At 39.9% G+C, this 24,538-nt stretch carries 24 protein-coding genes; 10 read left to right on the forward strand and 14 right to left on the reverse strand.

Going from position 1 to position 24,538, the window contains the following annotated elements:
* The first annotated feature begins 37 nt into the window (after positions 1 to 37).
* The 4 genes from JOC49_RS07855 to JOC49_RS07870 are packed head-to-tail and all read left to right on the forward strand — an operon-like array spanning position 38 to position 4,503.
* A complete protein-coding gene (locus JOC49_RS07855) occupies positions 38 to 538 on the forward strand; it encodes an NADH-quinone oxidoreductase subunit NuoE family protein (protein WP_204664082.1) in 501 nt (166 codons plus the stop codon).
* 5 nt (positions 539 to 543) lie between these two features.
* Entirely contained in the window at positions 544 to 939 is a 396-nt protein-coding gene (locus JOC49_RS07860; protein WP_204664084.1) for a (2Fe-2S) ferredoxin domain-containing protein, read from the forward strand.
* 12 nt (positions 940 to 951) lie between these two features.
* On the forward strand, positions 952 to 2,745 hold the full coding sequence (locus JOC49_RS07865) for an NADH-ubiquinone oxidoreductase-F iron-sulfur binding region domain-containing protein (RefSeq protein ID WP_204664086.1): 1,794 nt from the start codon (positions 952 to 954) through the stop codon (positions 2,743 to 2,745).
* 15 nt (positions 2,746 to 2,760) lie between these two features.
* Positions 2,761 to 4,503, forward strand: a complete 1,743-nt coding sequence (locus tag JOC49_RS07870; RefSeq protein ID WP_204664088.1) for an NADH-dependent [FeFe] hydrogenase, group A6 — start codon at positions 2,761 to 2,763, stop codon at positions 4,501 to 4,503.
* 49 nt (positions 4,504 to 4,552) lie between these two features.
* On the opposite strand, the gene JOC49_RS07875 is transcribed toward JOC49_RS07870, so the two are convergent.
* Positions 4,553 to 5,044, reverse strand: a complete 492-nt coding sequence (locus JOC49_RS07875; RefSeq protein WP_204664090.1) for a hypothetical protein — start codon at positions 5,042 to 5,044, stop codon at positions 4,553 to 4,555.
* Between the two features lie 99 nt (positions 5,045 to 5,143).
* Here JOC49_RS07875 and JOC49_RS07880 point away from each other — a divergent pair, with 99 nt between their 5' ends.
* Positions 5,144 to 6,469 carry a D-serine ammonia-lyase gene (locus JOC49_RS07880; protein WP_204664092.1) on the forward strand — a complete coding sequence of 442 codons (1,326 nt, stop codon included), beginning with the start codon at positions 5,144 to 5,146 and terminating at the stop codon, positions 6,467 to 6,469.
* Between the two features lie 39 nt (positions 6,470 to 6,508).
* On the opposite strand, the gene JOC49_RS07885 is transcribed toward JOC49_RS07880, so the two are convergent.
* Both JOC49_RS07885 and JOC49_RS07890 read right to left on the reverse strand, forming a co-directional pair.
* Entirely contained in the window at positions 6,509 to 7,381 is an 873-nt protein-coding gene (locus JOC49_RS07885; protein ID WP_204664094.1) for a TrmH family RNA methyltransferase, read from the reverse strand.
* An 8-nt stretch (positions 7,382 to 7,389) separates the two neighbouring features.
* Positions 7,390 to 9,693, reverse strand: coding sequence for an ATP-dependent Clp protease ATP-binding subunit (locus JOC49_RS07890; protein ID WP_204664135.1), 2,304 nt, complete (start codon positions 9,691 to 9,693; stop codon positions 7,390 to 7,392).
* Positions 9,694 to 9,846: 153 nt separating this feature from the next.
* Here JOC49_RS07890 and JOC49_RS07895 point away from each other — a divergent pair, with 153 nt between their 5' ends.
* A complete protein-coding gene (locus JOC49_RS07895; protein WP_204664096.1) occupies positions 9,847 to 10,464 on the forward strand; it encodes a lactate utilization protein in 618 nt (205 codons plus the stop codon).
* 78 nt (positions 10,465 to 10,542) lie between these two features.
* Here JOC49_RS07895 and JOC49_RS07900 read toward each other — a convergent pair whose 3' ends face one another.
* Genes JOC49_RS07900 through JOC49_RS07910 form a run of 3 tightly spaced genes read right to left on the reverse strand, consistent with a single transcriptional unit; the run spans position 10,543 to position 13,244 of the window.
* Positions 10,543 to 10,764 (reverse strand): hypothetical protein, encoded by a 222-nt coding sequence (locus JOC49_RS07900; RefSeq protein ID WP_204664098.1) that lies wholly within the window; start codon positions 10,762 to 10,764, stop codon positions 10,543 to 10,545.
* A gap of 42 nt (positions 10,765 to 10,806) precedes the next feature.
* Positions 10,807 to 12,441, reverse strand: coding sequence for a hypothetical protein (locus tag JOC49_RS07905; RefSeq protein ID WP_204664099.1), 1,635 nt, complete (start codon positions 12,439 to 12,441; stop codon positions 10,807 to 10,809).
* Positions 12,438 to 13,244, reverse strand: coding sequence for an ABC transporter ATP-binding protein (locus tag JOC49_RS07910; protein ID WP_204664137.1), 807 nt, complete (start codon positions 13,242 to 13,244; stop codon positions 12,438 to 12,440). Before JOC49_RS07910 ends, JOC49_RS07905 begins: the two co-directional genes overlap by 4 nt.
* A gap of 100 nt (positions 13,245 to 13,344) precedes the next feature.
* Here JOC49_RS07910 and JOC49_RS07915 point away from each other — a divergent pair, with 100 nt between their 5' ends.
* On the forward strand, positions 13,345 to 14,088 hold the full coding sequence (locus JOC49_RS07915; protein WP_204664101.1) for an HAD-IB family hydrolase: 744 nt from the start codon (positions 13,345 to 13,347) through the stop codon (positions 14,086 to 14,088).
* A gap of 13 nt (positions 14,089 to 14,101) precedes the next feature.
* Here JOC49_RS07915 and JOC49_RS07920 read toward each other — a convergent pair whose 3' ends face one another.
* From JOC49_RS07920 to JOC49_RS07930, 3 genes are read right to left on the reverse strand one after another with little or no spacing between them, the layout of a single operon-like run.
* Entirely contained in the window at positions 14,102 to 14,920 is an 819-nt protein-coding gene (locus JOC49_RS07920) for a carbon-nitrogen hydrolase family protein (RefSeq protein ID WP_204664103.1), read from the reverse strand.
* A gap of 4 nt (positions 14,921 to 14,924) precedes the next feature.
* Positions 14,925 to 15,515, reverse strand: coding sequence for a flavodoxin family protein (locus JOC49_RS07925; protein WP_204664105.1), 591 nt, complete (start codon positions 15,513 to 15,515; stop codon positions 14,925 to 14,927).
* Positions 15,516 to 15,517: 2 nt separating this feature from the next.
* The gene (locus JOC49_RS07930; protein ID WP_204664107.1) at positions 15,518 to 16,300 is read right to left on the reverse strand and encodes an inositol monophosphatase family protein; all 783 of its coding nucleotides are present in this window, start codon (positions 16,298 to 16,300) and stop codon (positions 15,518 to 15,520) included.
* 109 nt (positions 16,301 to 16,409) lie between these two features.
* Here JOC49_RS07930 and tpx point away from each other — a divergent pair, with 109 nt between their 5' ends.
* A complete protein-coding gene (tpx, locus tag JOC49_RS07935; protein WP_204664109.1) occupies positions 16,410 to 16,910 on the forward strand; it encodes a thiol peroxidase in 501 nt (166 codons plus the stop codon).
* A gap of 52 nt (positions 16,911 to 16,962) precedes the next feature.
* Here the strand turns inward: tpx and JOC49_RS07940 are convergent, their stop codons facing one another.
* The 4 genes from JOC49_RS07940 to JOC49_RS07955 are packed head-to-tail and all read right to left on the reverse strand — an operon-like array spanning position 16,963 to position 19,936.
* The gene (locus tag JOC49_RS07940; RefSeq protein WP_204664111.1) at positions 16,963 to 17,556 is read right to left on the reverse strand and encodes a LysO family transporter; all 594 of its coding nucleotides are present in this window, start codon (positions 17,554 to 17,556) and stop codon (positions 16,963 to 16,965) included.
* Positions 17,553 to 17,849, reverse strand: coding sequence for a LysO family transporter (locus JOC49_RS07945; protein WP_204664113.1), 297 nt, complete (start codon positions 17,847 to 17,849; stop codon positions 17,553 to 17,555). The genes JOC49_RS07940 and JOC49_RS07945 overlap by 4 nt, the downstream gene beginning before the upstream one ends.
* Before the next feature lie 13 nt (positions 17,850 to 17,862).
* The gene (sfsA, locus tag JOC49_RS07950; RefSeq protein WP_204664115.1) at positions 17,863 to 18,573 is read right to left on the reverse strand and encodes a DNA/RNA nuclease SfsA; all 711 of its coding nucleotides are present in this window, start codon (positions 18,571 to 18,573) and stop codon (positions 17,863 to 17,865) included.
* On the reverse strand, positions 18,551 to 19,936 hold the full coding sequence (locus JOC49_RS07955) for a deoxyribodipyrimidine photo-lyase (protein ID WP_204664117.1): 1,386 nt from the start codon (positions 19,934 to 19,936) through the stop codon (positions 18,551 to 18,553). The genes sfsA and JOC49_RS07955 overlap by 23 nt, the downstream gene beginning before the upstream one ends.
* A gap of 114 nt (positions 19,937 to 20,050) precedes the next feature.
* On the opposite strand from JOC49_RS07955, the gene JOC49_RS07960 reads away from it, so the two are divergent.
* Together JOC49_RS07960 and JOC49_RS07965 are read left to right on the forward strand one after the other, a co-directional pair.
* Complete coding sequence (locus JOC49_RS07960; protein WP_204664119.1) at positions 20,051 to 21,256, forward strand: class I SAM-dependent rRNA methyltransferase; 1,206 nt, start codon at positions 20,051 to 20,053, stop codon at positions 21,254 to 21,256.
* Between the two features lie 3 nt (positions 21,257 to 21,259).
* Positions 21,260 to 22,702 (forward strand): polysaccharide deacetylase family protein, encoded by a 1,443-nt coding sequence (locus tag JOC49_RS07965; protein ID WP_204664121.1) that lies wholly within the window; start codon positions 21,260 to 21,262, stop codon positions 22,700 to 22,702.
* Between the two features lie 59 nt (positions 22,703 to 22,761).
* Here the strand turns inward: JOC49_RS07965 and JOC49_RS07970 are convergent, their stop codons facing one another.
* On the reverse strand, positions 22,762 to 24,447 hold the full coding sequence (locus JOC49_RS07970) for a DEAD/DEAH box helicase (protein ID WP_204664123.1): 1,686 nt from the start codon (positions 24,445 to 24,447) through the stop codon (positions 22,762 to 22,764).
* Positions 24,448 to 24,538 lie beyond the last annotated feature (91 nt).

Consider the following 24,538-nt stretch of genomic DNA (forward strand, 5'->3'; position numbering starts at 1 on the left):
CGTGTTTCTAACTACTTTTACGAAAGGATGGTTCTAAATGTCGGATATTTTTGCACAGGAAAACGCTTTAGAAAAGCGTGCTGAACTGGATGCCTTTATCGACAGCCAAACCAGCAAAGAAGATGCGATAATTTCTGTCCTACATAAAGCGCAATCGCTCTTTGGGTATCTCCCAAGTGATCTACAGCTTTATGTGGCACGAAAACTTGGTGTTCCCGCTGCGCGTGTTTATGGGGTAGTCAGTTTTTATTCTTATTTTTCACAGAAAAAAAGAGGGGATTTCACCATTAACATTTGCATGGGGACAGCTTGTTTTGTCAAAGGCGTTGACAAAGTGATGGATGAATTTTCAAATCAGTTGGGGGTAAAAAATGGCGAAACAACTGAAGATGGCTTATTCACATTAAAAGATGTGCGTTGCATTGGCGCTTGTGGCTTAGCGCCTGTTGTCATGGTTAACGAAAAAGTTTATGGTCATGTTAAACCAGAAGACGTTTCCAAAATAATTACGGCCTGTAAAGTACAAAAAGGAGTGTGAAGGAAATGCCAGTAAAATCATTGGAGGAACTGAAAAAAATCAGAGAAGCACATATCAAGAAGGTTAAACTTAGAGCTTCAGGCGAAAGTGCTGATCAGACAATTGAAATTTTGGTTGGTATGGCGACTTGTGGTATTGCTGCAGGCAGTCGAGATGTTTTAAACGCATTTATTGACTTAATCGACGAAAAATCCCTTACAGACATCAAAGTAATCCAAGTTGGATGTATGGGCTACTGTCACAGCGAGCCCACCGTTCAAGTAAACATCCCCGGAAAAGAACCCATCATTTATGGAAATGTCAAAGGAGATGTTGTCGAAATAATCCTCGATGAACACATTCAAAACGGAAATATTCTAGACAATTATGTCTTGATTAAAACATTTAACAGTGCCTTATAAGGAGGTGGGGGTATGGCTAAACAAAGGACACACATCATGGTTTGTGGCGGAACAGGATGTGTTTCATCTCAAAGTTTGGAAATTGTGGACAAATTTAAGGAAGTATTGATTGAAAAAGACTATCAAGATGAAATTGCAGTTATCAAGACTGGATGCTTTGGATTTTGCGGTCAAGGACCTATTGTAAAAATACATCCCGATAATGTTTTCTATGTAAAAGTCACCCTTGATGATGTTAGAGAAATTGTAGAAGAACACATTATCAAAGGCAGAACTGTAGGACGCTTACTCTACAAAGAACCTGAAACCAAAAAGACACTCCCCAAACATGATGACATGGGGTTTTATAAAAAACAATATCGAATTGCACTACGCAATTGTGGCTTAATCAATCCAGAAGACATCAACGAGTACATAGCATTTAGTGGCTACGAAGCACTTGGAAAAGCAGTCACCGAATTAAGTCCAGATCAAGTGATTGATCTTGTTAAAACCAGTGGTTTAAGAGGCCGTGGTGGTGGTGGTTTTTCCACGGGTTTAAAATGGGAACTCACCCGAAAACCACCCGCTGATGAAAAGTATGTTATTTGCAATGCAGACGAGGGCGATCCAGGCGCTTTTATGGACCGATCGATTCTCGAAGGAGATCCACACTCTGTGATTGAGGCCATGGCCATTGCAGGGTATGCCATAGGCGCTTCAAATGGCATTGTCTATATCCGTGCCGAGTACCCACTTGCAATTAAACGTCTTGAAATTGCACTAAGCCAGGCTAGAGACTACGGACTTCTTGGAAAAGATATTTTTGAGAGCGGTTTCAATTTTGATATCGAAATAAAATTAGGTGCCGGCGCTTTTGTGTGTGGCGAAGAAACAGCGCTCATTCATTCAGTTGAAGGGAATCGTGGGGAACCCACTAAAAAACCGCCTTATCCTTCCGTAGAAGGATACCAAAAAAAGCCAACTTCAGTAAACAATGTCGAAACTTTTGCCAATGTGCCACCTATTGTTCTCAAAGGTGCTGAGTGGTTTCAATCCATTGGAACAGAAAAGTCCAAAGGCACTAAAGTCTTTGCGCTTGCTGGAAAAGTAAACAATGTCGGTCTTGTGGAAGTGCCTATGGGAACAACACTTCGTGAAATTATTTATGACATTGGCGGTGGTATCATAGATGGAAAAGCGTTTAAAGCTGTTCAAACAGGCGGTCCATCTGGTGGTGTTATTACAGCCTTAGATTTAGACACACCAATTGATTATGAAAGCCTTAAAGCGATTGGTTCCATGATGGGATCTGGTGGAATGATTGTTATGGATGAAGACGATTGCATGGTGAATATTGCCAAGTTCTATCTCGACTTTACACAAGATGAATCCTGTGGGAAATGTACCCCTTGTCGGCTTGGAACTAAACGCATGTACGAAATCCTAGAAAAAATAACGGAAGGCAAAGGCACCATGGAAGACATCGACAAATTGAGAAGTTTAGGCCAAACAATTAAAGACAGTGCCCTTTGTGGCCTCGGTCAAACAGCACCCAACCCAGTTTTAAGTACACTTGAGTATTTTTATGATGAATATTTGTCACATATTGTCGACAAAAAATGTCCTGCTGGCGCTTGCAAAGCACTCTCTAAGTATAAAATTGACCCGGAAAAATGTATCGGTTGTACCGCTTGTGCTAGGGTTTGTCCGGTAAATTGCATTGAAGGCAAGCCGAAAGAAGTCCACATCATCGATGAATCTTTATGTATCGCTTGTGGTGCTTGCTATACTGCCTGTCGATTTGATGCAGTTATTAAACCGTAGAAAGGGGGAACTTATATGAAAATGCTTCACATTACAATAAACGGCCAATCCATTCAGGTTCCTGAAGGAACAACCATACTTGACGCTTCAAAAGTCGTTAATCTTGACATTCCAACGCTCTGTCATTTAAAACTCGATGATTTCGGAATCGTGAATCAAACGGCATCCTGTAGAGTGTGTATGGTTGAAGTGGAAGGCCGGCCTGCGCTTGTCCCTTCTTGCTCCGAACTTTGCACAGAAGGAATGGTCATTAGAACCGACTCCATGCGTGCCATTAATGCAAGACGAACCGCTGTGGAACTTTTGCTATCCAATCATCCTTTTGACTGTCTTACTTGTGCTAAAAATTTAGAGTGTGACCTTCAAGCATTGGCTCAAAAACTTGGAATCAGAGAAATTCAATATACTGGCGAAAAGATGAATTATCCAATGGACACGTCATCATACGCTTTAATCAAAGATCCAAACAAATGCATCATGTGCAGGCGTTGTGAAACCATGTGCAACGAGGTACAGACCTGTGGCATTTTATCCGCTGTTAATCGTGGATTTGATGTGTTTGTAGGCCCTGCCTTCAATCTCGATATGGCAGATACTTCCTGTACTTTTTGTGGCCAATGTGTGGCCGTTTGTCCTACGGCCGCTTTAACAGAAGTCAACAACACATCAAAAGTCTGGAATGCACTCAATGATCCGACCAAACACGTTGTGGTTCAAGTGGCACCTGCAGTACGCGTCGCCATTGGCGAACTCTTTGACATGCCACCAGGCACCATATCAACTGGGAAATTGGTAAGTGCTTTAAAAGCCTTGAATTTCGATTCTGTGTTTGACACAGATTTTGGCGCTGATTTAACCATTATGGAAGAAGCAACTGAGCTCATTGACCGCATCCAAAATGGCGGGACTTTACCAATGCTCACAAGCTGCTGCCCTGCTTGGGTAAAATTCTTTGAACACCAATTTCCGGATTTACTGGATATTCCATCCACTTGTAAATCGCCACAAATTATGCTGGGTTCCATGATTAAATCCTACTATGCAGAAAAAGCAGATCTAGATCCTGCAAATATCGTGTCCGTCAGCGTTATGCCATGCCTTGCAAAAAAAGCAGAAGCTGCCAGACCAGAACTTACTAAAGATGCACACAGCGATGTGGACATTGTAATCACCACACGCGAACTTGGTCAGATGTTAAAAATTGCAGGAATTGATTTTGAAGGTTTATCCAACTCTGAGTTTGATCAACTTCTTGGTGAAAGTACAGGTGCTTCTGTGATTTTTGGAACAACTGGTGGGGTTATAGAAGCTGCTGTACGTACAGCATACGAATGGTTGACTCATGAAACACTTGAAAAAGTTGAATTTAAGCAACTCCGTGGCATGGAAGGCATCCGTTCAGCCACTGTAAAAGTTGGCGATATGAATTTAAGAATTGGAATCGCACATGGTCTTGGAAATGCGAGAAAACTTTTGAACGATATAAGAGATGGTGTTTCCAAGTTTGATGTAATCGAAATTATGGCCTGTCCCGGTGGCTGTATCGGCGGTGGCGGACAACCCTATCACCACGGCGATATGGAAATTATCAAACTCAGACAGCAAGCCATTTATCAAGAAGACCACAACAAAAAACTTCGAAAATCCCATGAAAATCCATATATCTTAAAACTTTATAAAGACTATTTAGGGAAACCAAATTCTGAAAAAGCACATAAATTATTGCACACGCACTACACACCAAAAGAACGCATTTAGTAAAAAACTCGGTGGATTGGAAGTTTAATTCCAAATCTACCGAGTCTTTTTAACGCTTTTTTTCTTGTTTTAGAGATACAAGTATGCCCAGTAGGCCAAAGGTTAACATTAACCAAAAAAACAAGCTTGTTGATAAGACAGAGGTGTAAAGTTCGCGAATATCTGCGTTTACACTGACACCAACCACAGCTAACACACCTAAAACCACAACCCCTATAAACTGAATTCTGTGAATCCTATACGCTGCCCGGTTCCGAAGACCACTTAACACAATCGCTAAGATTCCCAAAATTGGAATCAACCATAAGACATATCCCAGATAAATCAGTTTTGATGCAAGTGGAAACCCATAAGCATTTCCAAATGACGATACCAAAGGGGCGGCATATTGAATGCCTCTAACAAGTTCAAACCCTGAATACCCACTATTTTCTGATTCTGCAAACATATCAAACCCTTCTTGCATCACCACCCAAGGCATAAAAAACAAAATAATAATTCCTAAGCTTAAAGCCATCAAAACGGTTTGCCTATATTTCATACACGCCTCCTTTTTTATCTTATTATACCATTAAAAAACAGGTTTTAAATCCTATCATTATCTGATACCATGAAAGTAATAACACAAGGAGGCCCACACATGATTTCAAACGAACAGTTGATTCATCAGTTAAAATCCTATGAGGAAACACTTTGGATTAACCTGAATAAAAACGTCCATAAAACGTCAGAGATTAAAGTCCCCACCCTTCAAGATATACAAAATGCGGATAACCTACTTCGAAAATTCAGTTCTTTCTTTGAATCGGCTTTTCCCGAAACACAGCCAATTAAGGGGTTGATTGAATCCCCTCTCATGCATATTCCCGCTTTTCAGAATGGTGTTATCCCCCTTCTTGGTGGCCGGGTTGTTGGCAATTGGTACCTCAAAGCAGATCATCTCCTCCCAATTTCAGGGTCTATAAAAGCACGTGGTGGCGTCTATGAGATTTTAAAATATGCAGAAAGATTGGCACTCGAAGCTGGCCTTATAACCCTTTCAGACGACTACTTTGCCTTCCACACCGATGCTTTTAAAAATTTTTTCAGTAAGCATACACTTGTTGTAGGCTCAACTGGGAATCTAGGCCTTAGTATTGGAACGATTGGACGGGCCTTGGGCTTCAATGTAAGCGTACATATGTCAAAAGATGCAAAAACATGGAAAATCGAAAAACTTAAATCCATGGGTGTCCAAGTTATTCTTCATGACGCTAAATACTCTGAAGCTGTGGCAAGGGCAAGACATGAAGCCTCCCATGAGAAAAACACTTACTTTGTAGATGACGAAAACTCACGGGATTTGTTTACAGGTTATGCAGTTGCGGCATTACGCCTAGAAGATCAGCTGAAACAGAAAAAAATACCTGTTGATGCTGACCACCCTTTGTTTGTATACCTACCCTGTGGTGTTGGTGGCGCGCCAGGTGGCATTGCCCATGGCCTTAAAGAAGTCTTTGGTAAGGATGTCTATATTTTTCTAGCCGAACCCACCCATGCCCCGTGTATGCTTCTTGGAATGGCTACAGAGAAGTATTCAGAAATCGATGTTGCCGACATAGGTATCGACTTACAAACAGATGCAGATGGCCTCGCAGTAGGCAAGGCCTCAAGCTTTGCAGGTCAAGCCATGGCACCAATAATTGATGGCATTTATACCATTTCAGATGACCGCCTGTTCTTTACACTCTATGTGCTTCACGAAACAGAATCCATCGACCTCGAACCTTCAGCACTTGCAGGATTACTCGGTCCTATGCGCCTTTTTTATAATGAAAACGCCTTTCAAATTTTGGTGCAGAATCAATTGCTTGATAAAATGGAAAATGCAACACACATCTCATGGGCAACCGGTGGCAGCATGGTTCCTACAGACATCATGTTTGAAGACATCAAACGTGGTGCCCTAAAATCAATGACTTTTTAATCAATAAAACGCTCCCACTTTCGGGAGCGTTTTTGGCGTCTATCTTCTTTTTAAAAACCCTTTTCGCTTTAAGGTTGCTTCATATAAAATCACCGTTGCCGCTATGCCAACATTTAAAGAATCACAATCTCCAAACATGGGAATTTTAACGGCTTGATAGGGCTGATTGTACCATTCTCTTGAAATCCCATGTCGTTCTGATCCCATTACAATTGCAACATTTCCTGAATACTCTGGCTCATAATAGGGTGCTGCCCCATCCGTATCTGTTAGAACAATTTGATAGTTTCGCTTCATCAACCATTCTGAAACGTCATCATAGGTGGCTTCTACAATCGGCACCTTGAAACAGGACCCCTGAGAGCTCCTTATAAATTTTGGGTGCGTCAACCTAGTTTTTCGATTGGTGATTATAATTGCATCCACATCTGTCCCATCAGCGGACCGTGTAATGGTTCCCACATTTCCAGGTATTTCAAGTCCATCCATCACCACAATCAAACTATTCGGCCCTAACGCCAATTGATTTAAAGACCGTTTGGGAAATTCACACACACTAATCATGCCTGCTGGATTGCCACTTTCTGATATCTGCTGCATCGTTTTTTTTGAAATCAAGTAAACTTGAGGTGCCATTTCAATCAAAGCAATCATCATTTGGTAGGCTTCCGGAGTAACGATTTCTTCAACAGATAAGAGCAAATACTCAACCGTCAAACTGTAGTCTGTGACAAACTGATTTGCCCAAATCCCTTCAACTGGAATCAACTGTCTAGGATTGCCCTTTTTGTTGTTATTAATCTGATCCACCTGTTTTACATATGGAGATTTAGCCCCAGCATATCGTATTTTTAGGGGGTACGTGTCTTTTAAAAATTGTTCTTTTCCTTCAATCTCCATCTTGATAAACATATAGACTCCTATACTTTGACTTTAATTTTAACGTGCTCATCCTCCAACACGGCCTTTAAGGTATTTCCTTTTGCCAACATCTTGCGGATGTACAATTCTGCAATTTCATCTTCAATATACTTTTGAATGGTTCGTCTTAATGGACGTGCGCCGTACTTTTCATCAAAGCCACGCTCAAGAATTAACTGTTTGACCTCATCTGAAATTTCAAGTGACATCTGCTTATCTTTAACTTCAGCGTTCACTTCATCAAGCTGCAATTCTATAATTTGTTTTAATTCTGCTTTGCTAAGTGACTTAAACACAACAATATCATCAATTCGATTTAAGAATTCCGGTTTGAAGGTTTCCCTTAACATTTCCCTAATCTTAAGTTCCTGATGCTCTCCAGTTCCAGCACCAAATCCGATACCAGAAGACTTTAAATTCGTACCAACATTTGACGTCATTATAATTACTGTATTTTCAAAAAACACAGTTCTGCCTTGACCATCTGTAAGCCGTCCATCTTCAAGAATTTGGAGCATCACGTTAAAGACATCCCCATGTGCCTTTTCTATCTCGTCTAACAAAATGACAGAATATGGCTTGCGACGTACTTTTTCAGTAAGCTGACCGCCTTGCTCATAACCAACATAGCCTGGAGGCGCACCAATCAATTTAGAAACCGTATGTTTTTCCATGTATTCTGACATGTCCATACGAATCATAGCTTCTTCAGTTCCAAAAAGTTCTTCGGCAAGTGTTTTGGCAAGTTCGGTTTTCCCAACACCTGTCGGTCCTACAAACACAAAAGATGCCGGCTTACGCTTGCGCCTAAATCCAGACCGACTCCTACGAATGGCTTTTGCTATGGCTTCAATTGCATGATTTTGACCAATGACCCGCTGATGCAATCTAGACTCCAAATTAAGGAGTTTCTCCGCCTCTTCTTCCGTAATTTTTTGGACAGGTATCTTTGTCCACGCCTCTATAACATAAGCAATATCTTCAACAGATAACTCACGATGGGCCCATTCAGATTCAAGTTTTTCGATTTTTTCAGAAGTTCGAATACTCGCCATACGCAATTCAGCTGACCGTTCATAATCATCAGCAGAGACAGCTTCAGACCGCTCGGCTTCAATCCGCTCCAGTTCCTCTTTTAGGGCACTGATTTCCACAAGACCTTGATTCATAAGATTCGCCCTTGACCCGGCTTCATCAATAACATCAATTGCTTTATCCGGCAAAAATCGATCTGTAATATACCGTTCAGACATTCTTACTGCCGATGTTATGACGTCATCAGATATTGCAACTTTATGATAGATTTCATAATAGTCTCGAATGCCTTTAAGAATCTCAATACTTTCTTCAACAGTTGGTTCATCCACAAGAACTGGCTGAAATCTTCTTTCAAGCGCAGCATCTTTTTCAATGTGCTTTCGATATTCTTCTAATGTTGTTGCACCAATAACTTGAACTTCTCCACGCGCCAAGGCAGGTTTCAAAATGTTGGCAGCATTCATAACACCGCCATGAACTTCTCCTGCGCCCATAATATTATGAACCTCATCTATGACAAGGATCACATTGCCATGCTTCGATGCTTCAGAAATAATGGATTTCATTCGGCCTTCAAACTGACCTCTAAATTGAGTGCCAGCTACAATTGAGGTCATATCCAACAAATAGATTTCAGTCTCAAGTAACTTTTCTGGAACGGCTTTTTCGACAACTCTCACAGCCAATCCTTCAGCTATAGCTGTTTTGCCCACACCCGGTTCACCTAGAAGAATCGGATTGTTTTTCCCGCGTCGATTTAAAATCTGAACAACACGGTCAATTTCACGCTGCCTTCCAATAATCCGATCAATCTCACCGTTTTTTGCTTTTTCAATCAGATTAGTACCGTATTTTTCCAGTGTTTTAAGCTTCATTCGCTTTCCTTTTTTATTCGATTTATGGTGCTTTGCTTCTTCTCCATCTGCATAAGACTCATAGAAATCTTCCTCAAAAGCATCCATTTCCTCTTCAAAGTACTGGCCTTCATCTTGATCCTCATCAGCTTCAGCATCAAATTGCATCATCTGCATCAATGGATTGTCTTCATCATTTGACACATGATCAAACAAGTGGTTCATCTGCTTGGATAAATTATCCATTTCTTCAGGGCTTAGATTAATTTGATTCATTATTTCATCCATTACTGGGTAACCTTTTTTTTGAGCGCATTCCAGACATAAGTCTACGTATTCAGTTTTTCCGTTTTCAATTTTTGCCGTACGCATAATAGCGACATTTTTTTTACATTCAGAACATTTTTTCATCATCATCACTCTTTCTTTATATAGACTTTTAATATTATACCCCATTTCGAGCCACAAAATAACCGCTATTCCATTAAATTTTTATGAACAGGGGGTGACCTATTGCTCAATTTCCTATAAAATTAACTTAAAAGATAAAGAGGAGGAAAACGTATGGATTCAAGAATCGAAAAAACGCTGGCTCAGCTTGAAAAAAATAGAATCACAGGTCATTTTGTCGAAACACCTGAAGCCCTTCACAGGTTAATTGCATCTCTCGTTCCAGAAGGTGCCACCGTTTCAGTTGGGGGCTCTATGACCTTGTTTGAAACTGGAACCATTGATTTTCTAAGAAATGGAACTTATGAATTCTGGGACAGATATGCTGAAGGGTTAACGCCTGAAGACACAAAGGCCCTTTACCGAAAATCATTCTCGGCAGATGCCTACTTTTCAAGTGTAAATGCTATTACCGAAGATGGGTGGCTCTATAATATTGATGGTCTCGGAAACCGAGTAGCTTCCATAATTTATGGACCTGATAAAGTCTTTTTGATTGCTGGAACAAATAAAATTGTCAAAGACATGGAAGCGGCTGAAATCAGACTCCGTCATAAAGCTGCCCCAGCAAATGCAGTCAGATTAAACCGAAATACACCCTGTGCAAAAACAGGCGTTTGCATGGACTGTAAGCACAAAGACCGCATCTGTAGTGCTTATGTGAAAATCGGTTGGCAGTTTGATCCAAACAGAATTCACGTCATTTTAATCAACGGGAACTTTGGCTATTAAAAAAACCGACCGCCTTAAGGTTAGATATCCGTCTAACTTTTTGGGGGTCGGTTTATTTGTTTGACTGTCTTATGCGTGCTACTTAATCTGATCAGAGCGCATAACTTGTTCCACGACAATTTTATCGCCTTCAGAATATAAAATCATAGCCATCGGGCCTGTTACCAAAAGACAAGCTTCATCCGAATCTGTAGAAATTCGGTCTAAATTTTCTGCAATTGCCTTAAATATAGTCTCTTCAGAAAACGGAAGTGTTTCAAGGTCCTGTTCAATTTGAACTTTCAAAGTTTGATCTGACATATACCCTCCTTTATATCGACTCATGCTCATATTTTACAACATTTACTGGACATTGACCAGTCTTGCTTTTCGAAACAAGAAAAAACCCAAGACCAAATAGGCACATGTTGCGAGAACGCTCCATACAATTTGATTCTGAATCAAAAAATAATGAATTGCCCACAATCCGCCAATAATCGCCATAAAAACAAAGGTTTCTCCAATTTTTTTATTCCCACCAGGGACCATCTCTTTGGAAAACGGCAGGTTCATTTTTCCCATATTCAGTTTTATACCCATTAAAAACAAGGCAGCAGCTTCAATTACAATAACACCCGGCAATGCCGGCCACCCCATAAGAACAAGCATCAAAAACCCCATTACAGCCATAATTGGCAATTCGTATTTAATTAAGTAGGCTTTTGACGCCCCAGTTAAAATCAAATTTTTATTGTCAATTGGAAAACTGTCATAAATAAAAGCCGCTTCATGCGTTTCACTAAATTGAACCAACTCAAAGTTAGTCGTCAAAAATAGAGTTGACAAATATAAAGTCATATACTGAAAACTGCCTTTAAGGCCAGCCAATCCCTCGGTCAATGACCCAGATGTTTCCAGTACAGAATACATCATAATCAAAGGAAATATCATTGCCATTGCTTGATTGGGATAGATCATACGCTTCAATTTACGATCTCTTTTTAAATTCGAGTCTGCAAACCACATAAACGCGCGTTCCGTTTGATTAAAAGCCAAAAGGCCATAAAGTCGTGTTTTGAATTTCGACCGCCTTTGCGCACGTAACCCTTCTTCAATTTGGAGTTTGCCAAGGTAAAATTCGAATTTTGGTAAAATAAAACTTTTTAACAGAGCCCCAAGTCCAAAGGGAACAATGAGGGCCAAAACTGCAAACCATCCATAATTGCCACCTTCAACAATTACCTTAAAAAGCCCTGCAAACCACGCTGGTGCCAACAAATAAGTCCACCAGTCTACAGATACCGTCACTTCCAAGGCTGTGAACTCAAAAACACGTGCTAAAACCTGATAAATAACAATGGTGAAAATTGTCACGGCGATTTGAAAGACATTTAGTACATCTTTCAACTTTTCTCCACTAAAAAATGCCAGTAAAACTGTGTATAAAATTGTCGTGGCAAAAACCACAAGCAGTGACAAAGTTACCATCATAACTAAAAAAGCACCGAGTATTCGAATGCCATAAGCGCCAACACCAAAAACTATGGCCGCTGCATTTAAAGAAAAAAACATGGCAATCATGTAATAAATAATATGAATTATTTTTGCCGTATTCAACGTTTCACTGTTTACAGGCCGTGTCATGATAATCTGTTTGTCTCTTAAATCCAAAAGAACGTTTGAAAAATCTGTCACCATATACATTACCATAAAGAACAGATCCATTGATGCAATAATTGCCATCTTAAGGAACAAATCAAATGGCATTGTCATAATCATCCCCATAAAAAAACCAAGGAAAGCAAGCATGAGTAAGTTTGACTTGAAGCCAGTTAATTTTTTTGAATTGCCACCCTCGTTTGGCAAATTAGTCTTTCGGTCATCCAAAGTTAATTTAAGATTCAAGATGTGAACCATTTGATCAAAATCTACAGCTGACTTCCTAAAAAAAGGCTTCATGGGTTTTATAATTTTAAGGAGTAGAAAATTTGATTTCAAACAGTCACCTCCTCATCCATTAACGTCCGAACAAATGACTCTGCAATTTGAGCATGGGTATCAAATCCTGTTAATTGATTAAAAATTTCTTGGAGAGAATGGTCTTTTCTATTTTGACTCAAAGTCTCAAAATTGCCATCAGCAACAACAACCCCATCATTTAGAACAATTATACGGTCGCTTATTTTTTCAACCACTTCCATAATATGTGACGAGTAAAAAATCGTCTTCCCTTTTTCAGCCAATTTTCGTAAAATTTCTTTAAAGACCATTACACTATTGGCATCTAAACCACTAATCGGTTCATCAAAGAACAAAATATCTGGGTTATGAATTAAACTTGAAATAATCAGCAATTTTTGCTTCATACCCTTTGAATAAGAGGAGATTCGATTATAATAAGCCGTCTTAATGCCAAACAGATCAAAAAGAGCTTCTGCTTTTTGAGTTAGAGTTTCTGGATCCATTTGATACAATTCTCCAATAAACTGCAAGTACTCTGCACCCGATAAACTGTCATATAAAGTGGCCACTTCAGGAACATAACCAATATGGCGTTTATAGGCCACGGACTCTTCCTTAATGTCTTTCCCTAAAATTTTAACCGCACCTTCGTACGTGTCAATCATTCCAAGCATAATTTTTACTGTCGTGCTCTTTCCAGCACCATTTGGGCCAATATAACCAATAATTTGTCCCGGAAAAATATTCAAATCAATGCCTTTAAGGACATAGTCACCGGCTGTGTCATACCTCATTTTTAAATCTTTTATTTCTATAACGGATTCCATATTTTCCTCCATTCTAAGTGCGACTTCCACTAATCTTGAGTCTAGCTCTTGTTTTGCTTGCGTTTTTGTGGTACATTCATTCCAATCATTAAACGAATAGGAGAATTCATTTATGAATATTGCTGCATTTTTAGACATTGATGGAACACTTTATCGAAATTCCCTCATGATCGAACATTTTAAAAAACTTGTTAAGTATGAAGTCATCGATCCAGGCGTGTGGCATCTCGGTGTTAAAGATTCATTCACAGAATGGCGCAAACGCGTTGGTGAATACGAAGATTATATGCTTGAACTTGTAAATCTGTACTATGACGCCCTAAAGGGACGCAAAGCCTCCGATCTTGAATTCATATCCAATCAAGTGATTGCTCTACATGGGGATATTGTCTATAAATATACCCGGAGCCAAATCTTATGGCACAAAAGTCAGGGACACAAGGTCTTTTTTATATCAGGCAGTCCAGATTTTCTGGTTTCTAAAATGGCTTCAAAATATGAAATTGATGGCTACAGAGGGACTGGCTATCTTGTAGACGCCCATGGCTGCTTTACTGGAGAGGTATCCCCTATGTGGGACTCCGTCAACAAAAATAAAGCCATTGATGGCTTTGTCAAGGCTTTTGACATTGACCTCGATAAAAGCTACGCATATGGCGATACCAACGGGGATTTTTCTATGTTATGTCGCGTGGGCAATCCCGTTGCAATCAACCCTGCAAAAGAGCTCTTAATGCATATCAAAAATAGTGAAACACTCTCTAAAAAAGCCACTATTATCGTCGAACGAAAAGATGTTATCTATCAGCTCCCGACTTCTGTTTCCTTGATTGATGAAAGCGCCCTATTTGTATAGGGCGTCTATTTTTTTAAAGGGTGTATTTCTCTTTTTTCAAGTGCTTCAAAAGAGGCAATTGATCCCGTATGGTTTGTTCGGCTTCCAGATCAATCTGTCCAACCAAATACCCTTCATCCTCATTCAACTCCCCAATAACATCACCCCATGGATTCACCACCATAGAGTGCCCATATGAGATATAGCCTAGATCATAGTCTCTTGCCGGTGCACATCCCACTGTGTAAACTTGATTGTCCACAGCCCGGCTTCTTAAAAGCAGTTCCCAATGGGCCGGCCCCGTGGTCATGTTAAAAGCTGCTGGGAAAATTAGCACACCTGCCCCTTTGGAAACCATATAGCGTGACAGTTCGGGAAACCGGATATCATAACAAATTGCAACCCCAATCTTACCAAATTCAGTCTCTACAATTGTGGGTGTTTCCCCAGCCGAAAGCGCATCTGACTCTCTAAAATACTGGCCATTGACAATGTCAATATCCAGCATATGGATTTTTCTGTGTTTCCCAATACACTTTCCTTTTGGGTCAAAGATATAAGACGTATTGTAGAGTCGGTCTTCTTCGCGTTCAGGGATTGAGCCACCAATTAAGTATACCTTATTGCGTTCAGCTGCTTCACTGAGTTTTTGCCAGGTGTATCCACCCTCTTCTTCTGCATAATCGCTAAACAAATGTGTCTCATAGGGGCAATTAAACATTTCTGGGAGCACCACCACCTCTGCGCCTTTCTCCGATACACGTGCAACATTTAAAACTGCACGGTCTACAGACGCCTCTTTTGTTTCCATTACTTTCATTTGAATCAAAGCCAATCTGAATTCCTTATGCATAGGATCACCTCTTTAAAATATGTTTCACAATCGCTTGAATATCTTCTGTTACAGCATCTGGCAAACGTTCTTTTTCCCAATGGTCAGTCCCTGCATATTTCAAGTGACTTTTAAGGGGCATCTTAAGATTTCGCATCAGTAGGCCAATTGTCGCTTCATTGCCTATAAATTGATTCTCGTAGGCATTTGCCCCACCAAAAGAAATTAAATAGCCACCCTTCAACGCTTGATTTATACATTTGGGATAAGGTGTCTTAAAGGCAAATTCACTCATGAATATCATTTGACACCGATCAACTAAAGTCTTCAGTCTGCTGCCAATACCATTGAAATACACTGGCGATACAACTACCATGTGATTTATATCCTTTAACAGCTTATATATTTCATCCATATCATCTGTAAAAACACACTGGCCTTTATTTTTAGAGCAGTAGCCACAATCTATGCAATGGTCTATTTTTAACCCATTAACATCTACAACCACTGTCCTTATGGCGTGTTCATTCAGGAGAGCCTCCAAATAAGCCACCGTTTTTCCACTGTATCCTGCTTGACGATGACTCCCCATCACAATAAGTACGGTTTCTTCCATAATCAATTCTCCATATCTACTTCTTGGGCAATACGTTCACAAATTTCTGGAGCCCCACAGATGACATTGTATTTTCCACCTGTTTCAACGCTATGAAATGAGCCGCCACTTTCCAGAACCATTAACATGCCAGCACCCAAATCCCATTTGCCTAGTCTCAACTCCCAATAGGCATCTAAAATTCCGCCAGCCACTAAACATAAATCGTAGGCTGCAGCACCTAACCTCCGGATTCCTTTTACTTTAGAAATCATACGTTGTACATTTTCACTGTTGTTATTTCGCGCGGTTGCACGGTCATAGGGAAATCCTGTTCCCAGCACACATGTTGACAATGAAACAGCCTGTGAACACACCATAGGTTTGTCATTGTGAAAAGCGCCTTTGTTGCGCTCAGCTACAAAAAGTTCATCCACCATCGGCACATAAACGACTCCAAACTCTGGCGTTTCATCTTGCCATCTGGCTATGGATACTGCAAATATAGGATGGCCTACCGAAAAATTTGTAGTCCCATCCAAAGGGTCAATAATCCAAGTGTATTTGGCGCCATTTTTCATTTGAAGCCCTTGTTCTTCAGACAATATATGATCTTCTGGAAACCATTCTTTAAGCTTGTTTACAATCAATTGATCACAATACATATCCACTTCAGTTACAAGGTCTACTGATGAACTTTTGGTCATCACCTGTAACGACAAATTTCTAAATTTCGATTTTTGATAACTGCCAATTTCTTTTGCTAAGTCAATCACCTTTTTATACTTTACATCTATTGAATTCACTTTTTCCCCTCTCAAATGCGTTATAATTGATCTCCTTTTATGATACACCGTTTTAACCTGGAAGTGAAGGGTATGAATATCGTGAACTTTAAAAATGGAGGTAATTGAAATGAATACACAGGTAACTTTTGGCGGATCGCCAGTGACGCTTGAAGGAAACACCATAAAAGTAGGTGATCAAGCGCCTAATTTCAAAGCTGTGAATAAGGACTTATCCCCTTTTGACTTTTCCAGTTTGGGCAAGAAAATTAAAATTATAAGTGTTGTGCCCTCAGTGGACACAAGAATTTGTGAATTTCAAACCATACGGTTTAACGAAGAAGCTACAAAACGCCCCGATGTTGTGGTGCTTACCATAAGTGTAGATCTACCTTTTGCACAAAAAAGATTTTGCGTTGCCAATTCAATTGAAAACGCCATCGTGGTATCAGATTACAAAGATTTGGATTTTGGACAAAAATACGGTTTTATTATGAAAGAGCACCGATTGCTAGCACGTGGCATCCTCATCATTGATGCAGAAGATACTGTCCGCTACGTAGAATATGTCCCAGAAGTGGGCTCTCATCCGGATTATGATGCAGCACTTCAATTTTTAGAAACCTTATAGGCAAAAAAACTTCCAACCCAGTCTAAACCAGTAGACGAAGTTGGAAGTTTTTTTATGGGCGAAACAAGAACAGTGGTACCAAAACTGGGACAATCATAGTCAATATAAGACCCGTTGAAAACGACAAAATCGCAGTTTCAGCATTTGTATTTTTAGATACAATTGGAAGCGTGGTATCCATAGCCGTTGCGCCAGATGGTGCAATCGCCTCTACAAACCCTATATATTTAGCCACAAGTGGAATTGCTGCAATGGCAATAATTTCACGAATTACATTGGTTAAAAAAGCCAGCACGGACAGTTCGGATGAATAAGGGGCGATAATAATAGATGAAAGTGTGTACCATCCAAGGCCTGCCCCTATAGCGCCTGACTCATTCACCGGATCTGAAAGCAAAAATCCAGCCAAAATAGCGCCAATCAAACTCCCAGCAACAACGCCTAAAGGGACAATAAAAAACATGGCCCCTGATTTTTTTATATCTTTTAAAACATTTTTATTTTTTCCGATATCCATACCAACAAAAAAGAGCAATAAACTTAAACCTATGGACAGCATATGGTCTGTAACACCATAATAAGATTCAGGCACAAAAAGTCCCACCACTGTTCCAATAATCACTGCAAGTATTATTTTTAATGTCATGCTTTTTTCCCACCTCTCATTCGCATCCATCCCTTTCTAAACATGTAAACAAAGATGATACTGCCTGCAACTGTAAAAACAGCGTATAAAGTTGCATGCATCCCTATTTCAGCAAATGCACCTATAACCGCATCATCCATTCCAATCCTTAGTCCCATTGTAAACAAAAGTGCAAACAAACAAATCATTTGGACCACATCCAAACGGTGGTAAAGTTTTTTGGGGACAAGACCTTTATAACTTAAAAAGCCACCTGCCAGCAGCAGAATCAAATACAACAAAATACTGCTCATCTTTTAGTCTCCTTTATTTTGATGGTCGTGTTATTGGCAATCGTTTAATATAATTAAAAGTTCCTTTTTCCGCATTAAACAAAACTTGAACCGGTATAATCTCCACACCAGAGTCAAGCGCTTCATAAAATGTTCGGGAAAATTCAGGGTCCGTTTCCCAGTTAGGCTCAAATACATCTGCTTCACTTAAAACTATTATAAGCGCAGCAGCGCGTTCACCAGATGCTTTAATGGCCATCAAGCTTCTTAAATGCCGAGTTCCACGCACAGTGGGTGCATCCGGAAACTTTGCTACCCCCGCTACAGAGAGTGAACAGCCCTTAACTTCTACCCAAATTGGCCTACCCGCTTCACCTATTAGTTTATAATCCAATCGAGAGTCTCCGTTTGTCACTTCAGCCCGTAGAGATTGAATTTTTCCAAATGGGCTAATTTCCGGATTTTGAATTAAAGCTTCTGAGATATACCGATGATACCCCGAGTGTACCAACACATATTCAGTACCCTTTCGAGCCGCAACCATATCCCATTCTGTTTTCCGTTTAGGTCCCGCTGCGTATCTGATTAGGCAGACATTACCTTTGTATAAAAGTTCTTTTAGCCGGCCAGGGTCGTGTACATGAACCAGTTCTTCACACCCATCCACGGATACTTTTGCCAAATATCGATTTGGTCTTTCAACAAATAAACCTTTTTTTAAATCAGCCACTTGATAAAGTATCATCTTGACCTCCTAGTGCTTCTACCCTTTTAATATAACTTTCCATATCGTATTTGCGTTTCAAACCTTTATCGTTCATGTAACGAATTTTACCAAAAATAGGTCTTTCAGAAAAAGGTCTGTCATGCTTACCAAAGCACCAAGCAATTCCTGCATACCCATTTGGATCACGGCCATCCAACAGATATTTGTCATTGAGATAAATCATGAGGTCAAATGCGGCTTCATAAGACGGGGTCCACTCAATGATTTTTTTCCCCCAATACATCCGCATGGTATTGTGCATAAAGCCAGATTTGACCATTTCTTTTTGGGCAGCATTCCAATAAGGGTCATGGGTCTGCGCCGACTCAATCTCTGAAGGCGAATAGACATAAGGTCTCACATCTTTTCCGTGTGACTTCAATTGCTGAATCGCCCAGTCCGGTAGAACTTGAAATAAATCTTTTTTATAGTTTGGATTGTATCTAACATAATTATAAGCCAGTTCCCGTCTAACAAAAAGTTGTTCTACAAAAGCACCTGAAGGCACATTGGCTTTCCTAACCGCTTCTAAAATTGTAATAGGCGAAATCATACCAAAGTGCAAATAGGCACTAAGTTTTGAGGTTGCATCTAATCCTGGATTATTGGACGCCTCGCCATAGGATGTTAAGTGCGTTTCAACAAATGCCTTTAAAAGTATATTTGCCTGGTCCTCTCCCCCAATAACAGTGACAGGGCCATTGAGAATTTCCAAATGCCCATAATGGGTTTTTAAAATCTCATTTACAGCCCAATCCTCACGAAAAATTTCATGATGCGTGTTAGGGATTGGACGCGCAACTGGAGTTGTTTGAAAAGGAATTGCAAAGGCATCCAACTTACGATTGAGGGCATTTCGTATGGCATAGGCTGCATAAGCTTCTTTAAGATAGGCGTGCTTTACAGGTACAATCACATTGGTTTCAATATAGTAAGCATCGCACGTCACATGGCCAACCACTTCTTTTTTAAGATGCCCAAGTTCCGCACCCATCACATCATCCATAACCAAAGCGCAGGCATCTTCCGTCACTGTGGCCACAACATCTGTAGCCTCTCCATAAGCAACATGAAAAAGAGCACCCAGTCCCTGTAACTGTGACTTCAAATAGGACAATCCTTCTATCATAAACCTATAATGTCTTGTGTTGGCGCTTGGATAAGCAGGCATTAAAACCATTGCCACAATTAAACCGACCTGCTTCTGATTGGCAAGTTCAATGGCAAATGCCAAGGCATGGTTGTTTTCAACACGTTGAGCTGCCTGCATCCAATATACCACATGCGTCCCGGAATTTCGCGTCCCGGTTTTCATTTTATGAATCCGTTCAGGCTGAATCATATTGACCCCCTCATTTATACTTCACATTCTAACACAAACAATTGTTTTAATCGATGCTTTATAATATAATTAACCATATTCCTAAAACTAGGATTAAGCTTGAAAGGAGCACTTATGCAAACATTGATTATACACGCAAAATATGCAGACAAATACAAGCAGGGCTATCCCTTGCTTTTCAAAGAAGCGATAATGGGCAATCATGTTCTAGATTCTGAAGCAATACCAGAGGGAACACTTCTAAAACTTGTGGATGAACACCGTAAGTTTCTAGGCACTGCCTACTATGGCATCCAGAACAAAGGCATTGGCTGGGTCTTAACTAAAACTGAAAAAACGCCAATTAATTTAACATTTTTTAAACGTAAAATTTACCAGGCGCTTGAAAAACGTCTTAGACTCTTTAACAATCCCAAAACAAATGCTTTTAGGGTCTTCAACGGTGAAGGCGATGGTATTGGAGGCTTACAAATTGATTTCTATAATGGCACTTATTTAATTTCCTATTACAGCAAAGGGATTTATGCCTTTAATGCTCAAATTGTAGAAGCTTTAAAAACCAGCGTGGAGTACGATGCTATATACGAAAAAACGCGCTATGAAGAGGATCAACACATGGACTCTGAATCACTGCTTGTCGCTGGAAGTCCAACAATTGACCCCCTGATTGTACGTGAAAATGGTGTGAACCTCAACGCCTATTTGACCGAAGGTGGTATGACCGGTTTCTTTATTGACCAACGCGAAGTCAGAAAGTCACTTAGGGACAAGTATGCAAAAGGCAAGACTGTCCTCAACACATTTTCTTATACAGGTGCTTTTTCAGTTTTCGCTGCTTTAGGTGGGGCAAAGCAAACCACCAGTGTTGATCTTGCCACTCGAAGCTATGAAAAAACGAAACGCAACTTTGAAGCCAATGGTATCGATACAGACAAACATGAAATCTTAGTAGAAGATGTTTTTCTTTATTTTAAAAAAGCCATCAAGGCACACAAAAAATTCGATGTGGTTATTTTAGATCCCCCAAGCTTTGCAAAATCTAAAGAATTTACATTCAGCGCATCAAAGGACTACCCAGAACTCTTGAAAAATGCCATTGAGCTCACGCCAAATAAAGGCATTATTATTGCTTCAAATAATACGTCCACAATTGACCTTAAAAAATTCAAGCAGATTATAGGGCGGGGATTCAATCTCGCAGATGCAAGGTTTGAAATTTTGGAACTCCACCAACTGCCTCAAGATTTTAGAACCAACCGACATTATGAATACAGCAATTATTTAAAAGTTGCCATCATCAAGGTTGAAAAGAAAGGATAACCCATGAAAAGAATCGCGCCTATCCTCCTAATTATAGTGCTATTGACATCCGGTTGCAGACCGCTTTATAAGACTGCACCACATCCTGAAGTCAATAATGAAGAAGGGCAAAATTCTATTTACAAGCCTGAATCCATTGGTATTCAGACACATGTGGACTCTGGAGACAACTATACAATTACCGCACACTACCCAGCCTTGGGCCATGCTGAAGTGGATACCATGCTTTACAATTTCATAACCAATCGTGAAATGCTCTTTAATCAGGAGATTTCAGAGCTCAACACTAAAAATCATCATTTTAATCTACATTTGGAATATGAATACGCTTATAAGACGGATGCCCATGTCTCTATTTTATTTAAAGAATCCAAAGATCTTGGCGACGCACAAATTGCCACAACACTTTTCTCATATAATTTTGATCTGACAACCGATACACTTCTGTCTTTAGAAGATTTCTTTACGGGAACGTCTGCCCATTTGGTCATTTTATCAGACATCACATACAATATGTTGGTAAGTGATGAAGTTTTACCAAACTCTGTGGATATCAACTGGGTTAAAGGTGGGTTATCCCCACAAGAAAAGAATTTTACCACATTTACCTTTGACTCAGAAAAAATCACGCTTTATTTCAACAAATATCAATTAGGGCCCGCTTTTTTAGGGGCTCCAGTTGTCACAATTCCCTATGAGACACTTAGTGCGTATGTCTCTTTAGAAGAAAACTTAAAACGCCAACTGGAACAAAACGAAAATCAAATTGAACCTGTTCCATCAGGCGTTATTGAAATACCAAGTGTCGGCAGTTCAGAAACAGACACGGACCCAAAAAACTCAAAAAAAATAGCCCTAACTTTTGATTTAGGACCACACCCCATCTACACACCCATTATCTTGGATACCCTAAAGGCTGCTGATGCAAAGGCCACATTTTTCCTGCTTGGAAACCGGGTATCAGATTATGAAGCGATTGCAAAACGCATTCACGATGAGGGACATACCATTGGCAATATGACTTATTCACACCCTCTATTAAACAGACTTTCAAAAAATGACATTCTAAATCAAGTCAATCGGGCACAAAATTACATTGCAAGGTACTCTGGTGCAGTGCCAAAACTTATAAGACCACCTTTTGGTGCACTTGGGGATGACTTTTTAGAGGTTGTGAACATGCCCGTTATTTTATGGTCAATAGACGCACAAGATTTGCTTTACAATGATTCAGAATTTTTAGTCTCCTATATTATGGACCATGCTTTTGACGGTGCCATTGTAAGGCTGCATGATAATTCGTCCAGTACAACTCAGGCCATTGCGCCCTTAATCGAAGACTTAAGGCAAGCAGGCTACGAACTGGTCACAGTCGATAAACTTCTCCACTTAAATCTCAATCAAAATAACTGGCAAATCAAAACCTATTACCAAGCCATTCAATAAAAAGAGCTGTTGCCCACTTAACATTTTAAAATGTTAGGCGAACAACAGCTCTTATACAGTTAACCTCTAGGTCTGCGCTTTTCGCGTCCTTGAGATTTTGATCTTGATTTTACCTTGTCTTTAGCCACTTCCAAAGAAACCGGCTTACCCTTGATCATTCTTTGATCCATGCGGTCTAAAACACGCTTCACTTGGCTGTCCGGAATTTCTACAAAAGTAAATGTATCAAATATTTCAACATTTCCAATTGCCTTTCCATCTATGGAAGCCTCATTTGCAATAGCACCAACAATATCACGTGGTTTTACGCCTTGCTTGTTGCCCACGTTCATATGAAGCCTAACCATATTGCCTTGTGATCTGGACTTCTGTCCCTTGTGCTTAACTTCCACTTTTTTCTTTTCACCACGCACAACATACTTTCGATTGTTGTCCACACTGTCAATTTCATTTTTTGCTTCCTGCTCCAACTCCATCTGGAAAAGCGCTGCTGCAATTTCAATGACAGTAAACTCATCTGAAAGTTCTTCAATCAAATCCACATACTTTCGGTCTAAACCAGATTCAATTTTTTCCTTAACGCGTTCCCAAAAAGCATTGCGCTTCACAGTTTCGATGTCTGCAATTTTTGGAATTGGATGTGGTTTAATTTCTGATTTTGTATATCTTGAAATGTTGCGAAGCAAGTGATAGTCCCTTGAAGTAATGAACGTATAAGAGACACCTTCTTTACCAGCCCTACCAGTTCGACCAATTCGATGAACATAATATTCTTCATGACTTGGCATGTCGTAATTAAACACGGCCTCTACATTATCAATATCAAGACCACGTGCCGCTACATCTGTCGCAACCAAAATTTCGATATCGCCACGCTTAAATTTATTGATAACGTTCATACGAAGCGTTTGCTTCATATCCCCATGAATTTTATCACACATATAGCCACGTGCTTGAAGCATATCTGTCAAATCATCAACGCGTTTTTTTGTGTTACAGAACACAATGGACAATTTATAATTATAAACATCCAGAACTCTGGAGAGTATTTCTACCTTATCCTTATCTTTCATTTCAAGATAAACCTGTTTAATATTTGGCGTTGTAAGTTCCTTGTGTGCCACCTTGAGGATTTCAGGATTATTTTGATAGGTGTTGATGATATTTAATATTTCTTTGGGCATCGTTGCCGAAAACAACATTGTTTGAATTTCATGACCAACTTGGCCCATTACCAATTCAATATCCTCTCTGAAACCCATGTTGAGCATTTCATCTGCTTCGTCTAAAATCAGCATTTTAAGCGCATCTAATTTCAAAGTTCTGCGTCTCAAGTGATCTAAAACTCTACCTGGTGTACCAATGACAATATGAACACCTTTTCTAAGTCCTCTAATTTGACGTTCAATGTCTTGCCCACCAAAAATAGGCAGAATGTGCAGATCTTTCTTGTATTTTGCAATACGGTTAACCTCTTCTGCAATTTGAACCGCCAATTCACGTGTTGGACAAAGTACCAACCCCTGAACCCCTTTCAAATTCAAATCGATGTTCTCAAGCATTGGTATTCCAAATGCTGCCGTCTTGCCAGTTCCAGTTTGCGCCTGTCCTACAAGGTCCTTTCCCTCAAGTGCTACGGGAATTGCCATTGCTTGTATAGGCGTTGCTTCTTCAAAGCCCATATCTTCAACAGCTCTCAAAATTTCTTTTGAGCAATTAAGTTCACTAAATTGCATTTTTTCCATTCAATAAATCCTTTCATGTTATATCTAAACGGGTGCCATCGTAAACCGAGGCACCCATATGACGCTAAGTCTTTCAAACACTTCATTATAA

Origin of the sequence: Fusibacter tunisiensis (genome assembly GCF_016908355.1) — a bacterium.
Lineage (GTDB): Bacteria > Bacillota > Clostridia > Peptostreptococcales > Acidaminobacteraceae > Fusibacter_D > Fusibacter_D tunisiensis.